The sequence below is a fragment of the Herbiconiux flava genome (genome assembly GCF_013409865.1).
In the GTDB taxonomy this organism is placed as follows: Bacteria; Actinomycetota; Actinomycetes; order Actinomycetales; family Microbacteriaceae; genus Herbiconiux; species Herbiconiux flava.
The window spans coordinates 3,294,585-3,306,250 of the sequence record NZ_JACCBM010000001.1; the positions used below are offsets into that span (position 1 = coordinate 3,294,585).

At 72.5% G+C, this 11,666-nt stretch carries 12 protein-coding genes; 5 read left to right on the top strand and 7 right to left on the bottom strand.

Going from position 1 to position 11,666, the window contains the following annotated elements; genetic code table 11:
• Positions 1-51: 51 nt before the first annotated feature.
• Together BJ984_RS15710 and BJ984_RS15715 are read right to left on the bottom strand one after the other, a co-directional pair.
• Complete coding sequence (locus BJ984_RS15710; RefSeq protein WP_179548789.1) at positions 52-1,830, bottom strand: alpha-keto acid decarboxylase family protein; 1,779 nt, start codon at positions 1,828-1,830, stop codon at positions 52-54.
• A 3-nt stretch (positions 1,831-1,833) separates the two neighbouring features.
• Positions 1,834-2,871 (bottom strand): methylenetetrahydrofolate reductase C-terminal domain-containing protein, encoded by a 1,038-nt coding sequence (locus BJ984_RS15715; RefSeq protein WP_179549511.1) that lies wholly within the window; start codon positions 2,869-2,871, stop codon positions 1,834-1,836.
• Between the two features lie 61 nt (positions 2,872-2,932).
• Here BJ984_RS15715 and allB point away from each other — a divergent pair, with 61 nt between their 5' ends.
• Positions 2,933-4,369 carry an allantoinase AllB gene (gene allB, locus BJ984_RS15720; protein WP_179548790.1) on the top strand — a complete coding sequence of 479 codons (1,437 nt, stop codon included), beginning with the start codon at positions 2,933-2,935 and terminating at the stop codon, positions 4,367-4,369.
• 125 nt (positions 4,370-4,494) lie between these two features.
• A complete protein-coding gene (gene pucL / locus BJ984_RS15725) occupies positions 4,495-5,418 on the top strand; it encodes a factor-independent urate hydroxylase (protein ID WP_179548791.1) in 924 nt (307 codons plus the stop codon).
• A gap of 9 nt (positions 5,419-5,427) precedes the next feature.
• Here the strand turns inward: pucL and uraH are convergent, their stop codons facing one another.
• Both uraH and BJ984_RS15735 read right to left on the bottom strand, forming a co-directional pair.
• Positions 5,428-5,772, bottom strand: a complete 345-nt coding sequence (gene uraH / locus BJ984_RS15730) for a hydroxyisourate hydrolase (RefSeq protein ID WP_179548792.1) — start codon at positions 5,770-5,772, stop codon at positions 5,428-5,430.
• Between the two features lie 72 nt (positions 5,773-5,844).
• Complete coding sequence (locus tag BJ984_RS15735; RefSeq protein WP_179548793.1) at positions 5,845-6,354, bottom strand: 2-oxo-4-hydroxy-4-carboxy-5-ureidoimidazoline decarboxylase; 510 nt, start codon at positions 6,352-6,354, stop codon at positions 5,845-5,847.
• A gap of 22 nt (positions 6,355-6,376) precedes the next feature.
• On the opposite strand from BJ984_RS15735, the gene BJ984_RS15740 reads away from it, so the two are divergent.
• The 3 genes from BJ984_RS15740 to BJ984_RS15750 all read left to right on the top strand — a co-directional run bounded on the left by BJ984_RS15740 (position 6,377) and on the right by BJ984_RS15750 (position 8,168).
• Positions 6,377-6,997, top strand: a complete 621-nt coding sequence (locus BJ984_RS15740) for a nucleotidyltransferase family protein (RefSeq protein ID WP_179548794.1) — start codon at positions 6,377-6,379, stop codon at positions 6,995-6,997.
• 28 nt (positions 6,998-7,025) lie between these two features.
• Complete coding sequence (locus tag BJ984_RS15745; RefSeq protein ID WP_179548795.1) at positions 7,026-7,682, top strand: NADPH-dependent F420 reductase; 657 nt, start codon at positions 7,026-7,028, stop codon at positions 7,680-7,682.
• A gap of 117 nt (positions 7,683-7,799) precedes the next feature.
• Positions 7,800-8,168, top strand: a complete 369-nt coding sequence (locus BJ984_RS15750; RefSeq protein ID WP_179548796.1) for a hypothetical protein — start codon at positions 7,800-7,802, stop codon at positions 8,166-8,168.
• Between the two features lie 23 nt (positions 8,169-8,191).
• On the opposite strand, the gene BJ984_RS15755 is transcribed toward BJ984_RS15750, so the two are convergent.
• From BJ984_RS15755 to BJ984_RS15765, 3 genes are read right to left on the bottom strand one after another with little or no spacing between them, the layout of a single operon-like run.
• On the bottom strand, positions 8,192-9,037 hold the full coding sequence (locus BJ984_RS15755) for a MurR/RpiR family transcriptional regulator (RefSeq protein ID WP_246306480.1): 846 nt from the start codon (positions 9,035-9,037) through the stop codon (positions 8,192-8,194).
• A 13-nt stretch (positions 9,038-9,050) separates the two neighbouring features.
• Positions 9,051-10,418: an allantoate amidohydrolase gene (locus BJ984_RS15760; RefSeq protein WP_271206526.1), complete on the bottom strand. Its 1,368-nt coding sequence runs from the start codon at positions 10,416-10,418 to the stop codon at positions 9,051-9,053.
• On the bottom strand, positions 10,415-11,653 hold the full coding sequence (locus BJ984_RS15765; RefSeq protein WP_179548797.1) for a pyridoxal-phosphate-dependent aminotransferase family protein: 1,239 nt from the start codon (positions 11,651-11,653) through the stop codon (positions 10,415-10,417). Before BJ984_RS15765 ends, BJ984_RS15760 begins: the two co-directional genes overlap by 4 nt.
• Positions 11,654-11,666: the final 13 nt, after the last annotated feature.

An 11,666-nucleotide genomic window follows, 5' to 3' on the forward strand; every position in this document is an offset into this window, starting at 1 on the left:
TGGAGCGGCCGGTCGGAGCCAGGCTTGGCGAAGTCCGCGCGCGGAGCGCGCTCAGCGGCGCTGGGCCGCGTGCGCGATCGCCTCGGTGAGCACCGTGAGCAGGCGCGGCGAGTCCATCGGCGGCAGCACGACCTCGATCAGCAGCGCCTTGTCGGTGGTGGCGTGTGCGAGCTCGAGAGCGGCGGCGAGCTCGTCCTGTGTCGTCGCCCGGGCCGTCACCACGCGGTCGGCGGCCCCGAAGGCGGCGGGGACGAGCGTCCAGTCCCAGGGCGCGATGTCCTGGTAGACCGCCGCCGGGCTCTGGATCTTGCGCTCGACCGTGTACCCGTCGTTGTTCAGCAGGAAGACCACGGGCGTCGCGCCGCGGTGCAGCACGGTCGACAGCTCCTGGATGGTCAGCTGCGCCGCCCCGTCACCCACGAACAGCACCGAGCGCCGCCCGGGCAGCGCCACCGAGGCGCCGAGCGTGGCCGGGATCGTGTACCCGATCGACGACCACACCGGCTGCCCGAGCAGGTCGCTCTCGTCCGGCAGCACCAGGTCGAGCGCCCCGTAGAACGAGGTGCCGGCGTCGGCGATCACCGTCGTCCGAGGCCGCAGCCAGCCCTGCACGGCGGCCCAGAAGTGCTCCTGGTCGAGCGGGGCGCCCGGCACGGGCGGGGCGGCGTCGGCGATCGGCGGATGCCCGACCGCGGTCACCGCGGGCCGCGACGTCTGCCCGAGCACGGCGTGCAGCGCGCGCAGCGAGTCCTCGAGCCGCACGCCGTAGAACGTGGTGTCGGCGATGCGGGCGGCGGTCAGGCCGAGCTCGACGGCCTGGTCCTCGTCGAAGCGCTGAGTGAAGAAGCCGGTCAGGAAGTCGCTCATCACGGTGCCGGCCAGCACCAGCAGCGGGGCTTCGTCGACCGCGGCGCGGGCCTCGTCGACGCGGGTGAAGGCGCCCATGTAGGTGCCGAGCGAGGCCGGGTGCGACTCGTCGAGCACGGCCTTCGACATGTTCTGCGAGGCCACGTAGACGCCGTCGTGGTCGGCGATCTCGCGCACCAGCGGTTCGAGGCTGCGGCGATGCACCTGGGGGCCGACGAGCATCGTCACCCGGGTCGCCGAGGCGACGGCCTCGGCGAGCTCGGTGGTGAAGCGGGCGAGCTCGCCGGCGTCGCTCGTGGCCGCGACGAGCGGGTGGCGGAGGTTCGCGGCGTGCACGGTCGCCACGGCGACGTCGGACGGGATGCCGAGGTAGACCGGCTTCGACTCCCGGAGCGCCGTCATCAGCGCGGCGTCGATGTCGCGGGTGGCGGTGGCCGCGCGCACGATGGTCGCCGAGGCGGTGACCTCGCGGTAGGCGCGGTAGAAGTGCTCGTAGTCGCCGTCGATCAGCGTGTGGTGGAGGTGGGCGCCCTCGGCCTTCTGGCTGGTGGAGGGCATCCCGGTGATCTGCACGACGGGCACGTCCTCCGAGAAGCTGCCGGCGACGCCGTTGATGGCCGAGAGCTCGCCGACGCCGAAGGTGGTGACGAGGGCGCCGAGGCCACGGCGGAGGCGGGCGTAGCCGTCGGCGGCGTAGGCCGCGTTCAGCTCGTTGGTCGAGCCGACCCAGTGCAAGCCGTCGACCGTGACCATCTGGTCGAGCAGGCTCAGGTTGAAGTCGCCCGGCAGACCGAAGACGTGGTCGGCGCCGAGCTGCACGAGGCGGGTGGCCAGGTACTGGCCGACCGTGACGGTCGTGGCGCGGGGCGCGGACCGGGGCGCGTCATCGGGCGTGCGATCGGGTGTGTGATCGGGTGTGTGATCGGGCGCGTCAGGGGAAGTGACCGTAGGGAAGTCGCTCATGATTCATGATGACAGGCCCAGGCGCTCCGCCACGATCCCCATCGCGTCGGCGAACTCCACCTCCGCGCCGGGTGACGCGCCGCCGGACAGGTTCACCCCGGCCACGCCGTCGAGCTCGAGCATCCGCTCGCAGAGCTCGGTGACGGCGTCGAGGCCCTCGCGGTAGGGGTCGGCCGCGTGCAGGATGCGGTCGAGGAAGCCCTCGGGCAGCACCAGGGTGGTGAACGTGCGCAGCAGGCCGGCGCTGCCCTTGTCGATCACCATCGGGATGCACGGGATGAACGCCGGGTCGGCCCCCGCCTCGCGGGTCTCCGCGATGAAGCGCCGCACGGGCCGGGCCCCTCCGGCATGGTTGACGAAGCAGACGTCGGCACCGGCCAGCACCTTCTCGCGCAGCCGGGCGGCTCGCTTGCCGACCGGTGGGGAGGTGGGCGCCTCGGCCACCGAGACGAGGTGGCCGTCCGCGGCCGCCAGCGCGGCGAGCTGCGTGGAGTCGAGGTCGAAGACCGGCTGCGCATCCGCTCGGTCGCCGGTCGCGGTGTGGTCGCCCGTGACGCAGTGCACGCCGGCGACGCCGACCGCGCGGAGACCCGCGAGCTCCCCCTCGAGGGCCACGCGGTTGCGGTCGCGGCAGTTCAGGCCGGTCCAGACGGCGACGCCCTGCTGCTGGATCAGGTGGGCGCGGTAGCTCGGCGGGAACTGCACCCGGCTGCGGCCCGAGTCGCCCGCGAGGGTGGCGTCGACCCGTCCGGCGAGCGCGGAGGCGCAGTCGGCGAGCGAGACGCGGTCGAGTGAGCGGGCGGGGAAGTCGGCGACGACGATCGGGCGGGTCGCCAGCAGGGCGCGCATCGCGGCGGCGCCGGACTGAGGTTCGACGGGCTCGGGGCGCGCTGCGCCGTGCCACCGCACCGTCGGCGTGTCGAGGAACACGCAGCGGAACTCCCCCACCTCGCACGTGCCGTCGAAGTCGACGCCGCCGCAGGGCCCGTACTCCATGTGCTTCGGGCAGGTCGCGCGCTGCCCCGGCGTCACGACGCTCATGCCGCCAATGCTAGCCGTCTAGGCTTGATCCACGTCGCACCGCCCGAGCCCGAGGAGCCCCATGACCGTGCCCTACGACCTCGTCGTCCGCTCCCGATCCGTGCTCGTCGACGGCGGTTGGCGCGAGGCCGCCGTGGCCGTGCGCGACGGCCTGATCGCCGCGATCGCCGAGTACGACGAGGAGCTCGAGGCGCACGAGACGGTCACGCTGACCGAAGGGCAGGTGCTCGTGCCGGGCGTCGTCGACACCCACGTGCACGTGAACGAGCCGGGCCGCACCGAGTGGGAGGGCTTCACCACCGCCACCCGCGCCGCCGCCGCCGGGGGCGTGACGACCATCGTCGACATGCCGCTGAACAGCATCCCGCCCACCACCACCGTCGAGGGCCTCGCCGTCAAGCGCGAGGCCGCCGCCCCGCAGGCGAGCGTCGACGTCGGGTTCTGGGGCGGGGCGATCCCGTCGAGCCTCGGCGCCCTCGAGCCGCTGTGGAATGCGGGCGTCTTCGGCTTCAAGGCCTTCCTCGCCCCCTCGGGCGTCGACGAGTTTCCGCATCTCAGCACCCCCGAGCTCCGCCGGGCCCTCGAGGAGATCGCCGGGTTCGGCGGGTTGCTCATCGTGCACGCCGAAGATCCGGATGCGCTCGACGCCGCCGCGGCGACACCCACGTCCTCGGCCGCCGCCGGGGCCTCCGGCCCCTCGTCGAGCCCCTCGGCCGCCCCCGACGGCCGCGACTACGACGCCTTCGTCGCCTCCCGCCCCGATGCAGCCGAGCAGGACGCGATCGCCCACGTCATCGACGGCGTGCGCGCCACCGGAGCCCGCGCCCACATCCTGCACCTCTCCAGCGCCCGCGCCCTCGACGCCATCCGCGCGGCGAAGGCCGAGGGCCTGCCGCTCACCGTCGAGACCTGTCCGCACTACCTGGCGTTCTCGGCCGAGCAGATCCCCGACGGGGCGACCCAGTTCAAGTGCTGCCCGCCCATCCGCGACGAGGCCAACCGCGACCTGCTCTGGGAGGCCCTCGTCGACGGAACGATCGACCTCGTGGCGAGCGACCACTCCCCCTCGACCGCCGAGCTGAAGTTCGCCGGCGACGGCGACTTCCAGGAGGCCTGGGGCGGCATCTCGGGCATGCAGCTGTCGTTCCCGGCGGTCTGGACGGCGGCCCGCGAGCGCGGCATCCCGCTCGAGCGGGTGCTCGGCTGGATGAGCGCGAACACCGCCGCCTTCGTCGGCCTCGCGCAGAAGGGCGCCATCGAAGCCGGCCGGGACGCCGACCTCGTGGCCTTCGCCCCCGAGGAGGAGTTCGCGGTCGACGCGACGGCGCTGGCGCACAAGAACCCGGTGTCGGCCTACGACGGCCGCACCCTCCACGGCGTGGTCGCGACCACGTGGCTCCGCGGCCGCATCGTGCACGGCGGAGCCGGCGAGCTGCTCGACGAGGGCACCCGCGCACCCCTCGGCGAGCTGCTCTCGCGCCCGGGTTCCACCGACTGAACCGCCTTGTAAATTGGACGTAAATTCCGCGCCCCGGCCACCGCATCCGTCATCTGGGCCGGCGGCCTGCCGACAGACTGGAGGCGCGCGGTACCGAGCGTCCTCCGCGCAGTGAGCAGGAGACCATGGCCATCGTCCTCGGAGAGCACCAGTACGGCAAAGCCGAGAACCGCATCGTGCGCATCTACCGCGACAGCCCGCGGCACGAGATCCACGACGTCAACGTCTCGACCGCCCTGCGCGGCGCCTTCGACCCGGCCCACCTGACGGGTGACCAGGGCGCGGTGCTGCCGACCGACACCCAGAAGCAGACCGCCTACTCCTACGCCAAGGAGAAGGGGCTCACCTCGATCGAGCCCTACGGCCTCACCCTCGCGGCGCACTTCGTCGACGACGTCGAGCCCGTCACCGGTGCCCGCATCGAGATCGAGGAGTACGAGTGGGAGCGGGCCGTCGTCGACGGCGCCGAGCACGACCACACCTTCGTGCGGAAGGGCCAGGAGGTGCGCACCGCCGCCATCACGGTGGAGGGCGTCGGCGCCGATCAGACGAGCCACGTGATCGGCGGCTTCAAGGATCTGGTGCTGCTGAAGACCACCGGCTCCGAGTTCCACGGCTTCCTCGAAGACCCGTACACCGTGCTCGAGCCCACCAGCGACCGCATCATGGCGACCTCGCTGGTGGCCAAGTGGCGCTTCGTGATGGACGAGGTGGGCGACCCCGCCGCCTTCGACTGGGAGGGCGTGTACCTCGGCATCAAGCGCACCGTGATCGAGGTCTTCGCCACGCTGCACTCGCTCGCCCTGCAGCAGACGCTCTACGAGATGGGCAAGGCGGTGCTCGAGCAGTACCCGTTCCTCGCCGAGATCCGCATGTCGGCGCCGAACAAGCACCACTTCCTCTACGACCTCTCGCCGTTCGGCCTCACCAACGACAACGAGGTCTTCAACGCGGATGACCGTCCCTACGGTCTCATCCAGGCCTCCGTCGTGCGCGACGACGCCCCCGCGGCCGGCTCGGCCTGGACGATCGCGGGCGGCTTCGCCTGAACCGCTTTTCTAGCTGCCGCGGTAGGTGGAGTAGGCGAAGGGGCTGAGCAGCAGGGGCACATGGTAGTGCGCGCCGGCGTCGGCGAGGTCGAAGGTGATCTGCACCTCGGGGTAGAACGCCTTCACCTCCTGCTCGGCGAAGTACGTCGCCGTGTCGAAGCTCACCCGGTACCGCCCCGGCTTCAGCGCGACGGGCCCGAGGCTCGTCACGCGCCCGTCCTCGTCGGTGGTCGCCGAGCCGATCATCACCCAGTTGCCCACCTCGTCGTGCTCGAGGATGACCGGCACCCCCGCCGCCGGGCGCCCGATCACGGAGTCGAGCACGTGCGTGGTGACGTGGCTGCGTTCGGTCATGCTGCTCCTCTTATAAGGCTGGCGTTCAGGGCTGGCGTTCAGGGCGGTCGTTCAGGGCTGTCGGTCGGCTGCTCAGTCGGCGGCCGGATCGGGCGGGTACAGGCTCGCGAGCCGCAGCATCGTGATGTCGTGCAGCTCCCCCGCGACCGTGGCCGCCTCGGCCGCATCGTCGAGCAGCAGCCTCCGCCGCAGCTCCTGCAGGATCTCGCTCCGCCCGCGCCCCGCCGCCCGGATCAGGAACACCCGGTCGAACCGCGCCTCGTACTCCCGGTTGCCGGTAGTGATCTCCTCGGCGAGCGCCGCGTCCGAGGCGTCGGCCGCCGACTGCTCCGAGCGGCTGAACCGCTGCGCCTGCCCCTCGCCGGCGGCCCGCTCCCCGATCCGCGGATGGTGGGCGAGTGCCGCCTCCACCTCCGCCGGGGTCAGCGACGACACCACCCGGTCGGCCACGGCCAGCAGCTGATCGTGCGACGGGAACGGCGCCGCAGCGGCCACCTCGTCGACGAAGCGATCCACCCCGAGGCACGACCGCAGCGCCTCCCGGAACTCCGGGCTGTCGACGGGCGCTGGCGCGTTCTCCATGCCCCCAGCTTACGATGAGGACATGTCCCCCTCGCGCTCGGTCGGTGTGCTGCTGGCCGCCGGCGCCGGCCGCCGGATGGGCCGCCCGAAGGCCCTCGTCACCGCCTCCGATGGCGAACCCTGGCTCACGCACGGCGTGCAGGTGCTGCTCGAGGGGGGCTGCGACGAGGTGCTCGTCGTGCTCGGCGCCGCCGCCGACGAGGCCCGCCCCCTCCTGGCCGGCCTGCTCGTCGATCCGCGGGTCGGAACGACGGATGCCCGTACCTGGGCCGAGGGCCTCTCCGCCTCCCTGGCGCACGGCGTCGGCGCGGCGGTCGAGGCGGGCGCCGACGTCGTCGTGGTGACGCTCGTCGACCTGCCCGGCCTCCGTCCCGAGGCCGTGGAGCGCCTCCGCGCCGGAGCCCACCGCCGCACCCTGGCGCAGGCCTTCTACGAGGGGCGGCCCGGGCATCCGGTGGTCATCGGGTCCGAGCACGCCGAGGCGCTGATCGCCGCGCTCGACGCCTCGCACGCCGACCGCGGCGCCCGGGCGTTCCTCGTCGCGAACGGGGCGACGGAAGTCGACTGCAGCGACCTCGGAGGCGGCGACGACGTCGACCGGCCGGTGCGAGCATCCGGAGCACCTGCTGAGAGCCGGGAATGAAGCCGCTCGACGGGGGTTGACTGTCGGTATGACTGCAACAGGACTCAGCACCATCGGTTTCATCGGCGCCGGCAACATCGGCGGGCAGCTCGCGCGGCTCGCCGTCGCGCACGGCTACTCGGTCGTGATCAGCAACTCGCGGGGGCCCGAGACGCTCGCCTCGCTCGTCGCCGAGCTCGGCCCGCAGGCGCGCGCGGCGACCCCGGCCGAGGCCGCGGAGGCCGGTGACATCGTCGTCGTGACCGTGCCGCTGAAGGCGTACAAGGCCGTGCCCGTCGAGCCGCTCGCCGGCAAGACCGTGATCGACACGAACAACTACTACTTCGAGCGCGACGGGCGCATCCCCGAGCTCGACGAGGAGAAGACGACCGTCTCGGGCATGCTGCAGGAGCACCTGCCGACCTCGACCGTCGTCAAGGCGTTCAACAACATCATGGCGGCCGATCTCACCACCGACGGCCGCCCGGCCGGCGACCCCGACCGCCGCGCCCTCCCGATCGCGGGCGACGACGCCGCCGCCAAGACCCTCGTCAGCACCCTCCTCGACGAGTTCGGCTTCGACGCGGTCGACGCGGGCCCCCTCGCCGACTCCTGGCGTTTCGAGCGCGACCGCCCGGCCTACGTCATCCGCATGACGGCCGCGGAAGTCCCCGCCAAGCTCGCGGCGGCGGGCACCCGCCCCTAGCTGCTCCAGGGCCCACCCCCCCTCGCGGGAGGCAGAGCCCGCGGGAGGCGGGGCCGATTATTTGAGTAGGAAGTGCTCACGGCGCCTTCGAGCGCCTCGGCCGTAGGGTCGTCTTCCATGACATCCGACCCGTCCCACGACCGCGGGCGTCTCGCCCGAGCGGTAGCGTCCGCCGTCGTCGCCGTGGTGGTCGCGACGGCCGGGATGCTGGGCGGTGCGGCCGCGGCACGTGCCGAGATGACCGACCCGCCGATGCAGGCGAACGTCGACTGGATACCCGAGCCGCAGCTGAGCTTCAATGTCGTCGGAGGGGTACCGGCGAGCCTCCAGGGCAGCTGGCAGCTCGACCGCATCGACGACTCGGGGTTCGCCTACGCGCCGGTCGCTCCGAGCGGGTGGGTGACGCCGGGTCCGGTCGAGAGGTTCAACGAGTACAAGGGCGGGGGCTGCTCGGCCTCGGGGTTCGTGATCCGCTGCCAGAACTGAGGTGAGGGCGGGGCAGCCGTGCGCTAGGGCTGCTCGAGTTCACCGAAGGCGTCGTAGAGGGTGTTGATCGCCGCGATGCGGGTGCGGCTGTCGCGGGCGTGCGCCGCCAGGGTGTTCGACGCCAGCACGTTCGCGAGGCTCATCGCGCTGGCGTAGCTGTCGAGCGGGGAGACGCTGTCGATCGGGCACTCGATCCAGACGCTCGCGAACTCGGCGTAGCGGCGGGCCGACGGGTCACCGATCAGGATGACCGGCACACCGCGGTCGGCGATGCCCGCGATCATCCGACCGAACCCCGCCGGCCGCCGGCGGAAGCCGAGCACCACGGCCGTGTCGCGCGCATCCCGCTCGGCGAACTCCTCGGCGAGGGTCTGCCCGGGCAGCGGCGCGAGGAGCACCGAGTCACGCGCCTGGGCGAGCTGCTCGCGCAGGTGCACCGCGACGGGGTAGCTGTTGCGGAGGCCCACGATCGTCACGGTGCGCCCCCGCACGAGCAGCGAGGTCGCCTGCTCGAGCCGCTCGGGCCCGAGGGCGTCGAGGCAGCGCCGCAGGTTCTCCACCTCGCGCACGAGGTGGGCCGACAGGTCGGCGGTCGCCCCCGGGGTCGCCCCGCCGACGGGCACGCCCGAGGAGCGGAGGGAGCGCGCGTGCTCCCGCACCTCCTGCGCGTTCTCGAAGCCGAGGCGCCGGAACAGGCGCGAGACGGTCGCCTTCGAGACCCCGCTCCGCTGCGCGAGTTCGGTGCCCGAGTACACGGCGAGGTCGCTGAGGTGGTCGAGGATGAAGTCGGCCGCCCGCTGCTCCTGCGGCGACAGCTCGCCGTAGCTGCGGTCGATCCGCTGGCCGATGTTCATCGTCTGCACGCTCATCGCTCGCCCGCTCTCAGGCGCTCTCGGCCGAGCCGGCCGCTGCCGATGACGACGACGACGACGCGGCCACCGCCAGCACCGCCCGCTCGAACGCGTCGATCGTCGCCGCGACGTCCGCCTCGGTCACGTGCTCCGCCGGGTTGTGGCTCACCCCGCCCTCGCACCGCACGAACAGCATCCCGATCTCGGTGATCGCCGCGATCGCCATGGCGTCGTGCCCCGCCTTCGAGAACAGCGACATCGGCCGCCGGTCGCCGGTCGAGCGGATGCCCTCCCCCACCGCCGCCCGCAACCGTGCACTGCACTCCGCAGCCGGCGCCGAGTGCGTCTCGACGCTCTCCCACGAGAGCCGCCGCTGCCGGCAGATGTCGGTCAGCATGTCCTGGATGACCGTCCAGATCCGATCCCGCTCGCTGTCGTACTCGCCCCGCAGATCGAGGCTGAACTCCACCTCGCCCGGGATGACGTTGACCGCCCCCGGCGACACCTGCAGATGACCGACGGTGGCGATCAGCTGCGCCGACCGGGCGATCCGCTCGATCGCGAGGATGGCGTCGGCCGCCCCGGCGAGCGCGTCCCTCCGCCGCTCGTAGGGCGTGCCCGAGTGTCCGGCCCGCCCCGTGATCGTGATCAGGAAGCGCCTGGCCCCGGCGATCGACGACACGATCCCGAGCGCCTTGTTCTCGTCCTCGAGGTACGGGCCCTGCTCGATATGAGCTTCGAGATACCCTACGAACTCCTCGGGCCGCCGTGCAGCATCCTGAACCGTCGACGGGTCGAGCCCGAAGTCGAGGAACGCCTGGTGCAGGCTCACCCCGTGCTCGTCGAGCAGCTCCCACCACGCGGGGTCGAAGGTGCCGGCGTACGCGCGCGAGCCGATCAGCGCCCGCCCGAAGCGGGTGCCCTCCTCGTCGGCGAAGGCCACGACTTCGAGGGCGAACGGCAGCGCACGACCCGACGAGCGGATGCGCTGCACCACCGCGATGGCCGTCAATACCCCGAGGATGCCGTCGTACTTCCCCGCCCGCGGCACCGTGTCGAGGTGCGAGCCCAGCAGCAGCGCCGGAAGCCCGGGCTCGGCACCTTCGAGGCGGCCGCACTGGTTGCCCGCCGCGTCCTGCCAGGTGGTCATGCCGGCGTCCTGCATCCACCCGGCGGCGATCGCGTTGACCGCGGCGTGCTCGGGCGAGAGGTTCACGCGCTGGATCAGCCCGCCCGGCAGCGACGAGTGCGTCGCGAGCAGTTCGCATCGCTCGAGCACGACGGCAGCCGTCGTGTCGGCCGGCACCTCGCGCGCCGCAGCGGCGCCGGCGCCCGCAGCACCCGAAGCAGCACCTGAAGGACGGCCGCCACCGCCGCCCGGCCCACCGACCCCCGTCACGCCCCGGCCCCCTCGTACACCCCGTATGCCGCCTCGACCGCTGCCCCCGGCGCCCCCGCCGCGCCGTTCCGCCGCAGCACCTGCTCGAGCGCGGCCAGCGTCGTCAGCACCGCGTCCTTCCGCGCGTTGTACCCCATCGTCCCGATCCGCCAGACCTTGCCGTGCAGCGGCCCGAACGAGGTGCCGATCTCGATCCCGAAGTCCTCGAGCATCTGCCCCCGCACGGCGTCGCCCGTCACCCCCTCCGGGATGCGCACCGCCACCACATTGTTCATCTTCGCCGCCGGGTCGCCGAACACGCTCAGCCCGAGACCCTCGACGCCCGCGAGCATGGCGGCCCCGTGCATCCGGTGCCTCTCGATGGTGGCGTCGAGCCCCTCCTCGACGATGATGCGCGCGCACTCGCGGGCGCCGTAGAGCATCGTGGTGGCCTCGGTGTGATGGTTGAGGCGCTTCTCGCCCCAGTAGTCGAAGATCATGGCGAGATCGAAATAGTTCGAGCGGATGCGCGACTCACGGATCTCGTCGGAGGACCCCGCGATCCCGGCCTCGATGCTCTTGCGCGACTCGATGCGCTCGACGGCCTTCGCCGAGAACGTCGCGGGCGCCGAGCCGGACGGCCCACCGAGGCACTTCTGCAGCCCCGCCGTCACGGCGTCGAGCCCCAGCGCGTCGGCGTCGAATGCGTTGCCGGCGAGCGATGCCGTGACGTCGGTGTAGAACAGCACGCCGTGCTTCGCGCACAGCTCGCCGAGGCCCTCGAGCGGCTGGGCGAGCGTGGTGCTGGTGTCACCGTGCACGACGGCGAGGAGGGCGGGCTTCACCCGGACGACGGCCTCCTCGATCTCGCGCTCGGTGAAGACGGTGCCCCACTCGCGCTCGATCACGTGCACCTCGGCGCCGGCGCGTTCGGCGATCTCGCGCAGCAGGTGCCCGAAGCGGCCGAAGACGGGCACGAGCACCCGGTCGCCGGGGGCGACGAGCGACAGGATGGCCGCCTCGATTCCCGCGCGGGAGGTGCCGTCGATCAGCAGCGTCTGCTCGTTCGCCGTGCGGAACACCTGGCGGTACAGGCCCATGGTCTCGGTCATGTACGCCGTCATCGCGGGGTCGTACTGGCCGACGAGCTGCGCCGACATGGCGCGCAGCACACGTGGGTCGGCGTTGATCGGGCCGGGTCCCATCAGGAGGCGCGGGGGCGGGTTGATCTGAAGCAGGTCGGGCGGCGTGCTCATCGGTCTCCTCGAA

Bases quoted from the DNA above. Each gene is read 5' to 3' on its own strand.
- BJ984_RS15745 (WP_179548795.1), top strand. From the start codon at position 7,026: ATGACTGCAACAGGACTCAGCACCATCGGTTTCATCGGCGCCGGCAAC.
- BJ984_RS15750 (WP_179548796.1), top strand. From the start codon at position 7,800: ATGACATCCGACCCGTCCCACGACCGCGGGCGTCTCGCCCGAGCGGTA.
- BJ984_RS15755 (WP_246306480.1), bottom strand. From the start codon at position 9,037: ATGAGCGTGCAGACGATGAACATCGGCCAGCGGATCGACCGCAGCTAC.
- BJ984_RS15715 (WP_179549511.1), bottom strand. From the start codon at position 2,871: ATGAGCGTCGTGACGCCGGGGCAGCGCGCGACCTGCCCGAAGCACATG.
- BJ984_RS15710 (WP_179548789.1), bottom strand. From the start codon at position 1,830: ATGAGCGACTTCCCTACGGTCACTTCCCCTGACGCGCCCGATCACACA.
- BJ984_RS15765 (WP_179548797.1), bottom strand. From the start codon at position 11,653: ATGAGCACGCCGCCCGACCTGCTTCAGATCAACCCGCCCCCGCGCCTC.
- BJ984_RS15740 (WP_179548794.1), top strand. From the start codon at position 6,377: ATGTCCCCCTCGCGCTCGGTCGGTGTGCTGCTGGCCGCCGGCGCCGGC.
- pucL (WP_179548791.1), top strand. From the start codon at position 4,495: ATGGCCATCGTCCTCGGAGAGCACCAGTACGGCAAAGCCGAGAACCGC.
- allB (WP_179548790.1), top strand. From the start codon at position 2,933: ATGACCGTGCCCTACGACCTCGTCGTCCGCTCCCGATCCGTGCTCGTC.
- uraH (WP_179548792.1), bottom strand. From the start codon at position 5,772: ATGACCGAACGCAGCCACGTCACCACGCACGTGCTCGACTCCGTGATC.
- BJ984_RS15735 (WP_179548793.1), bottom strand. From the start codon at position 6,354: ATGGAGAACGCGCCAGCGCCCGTCGACAGCCCGGAGTTCCGGGAGGCG.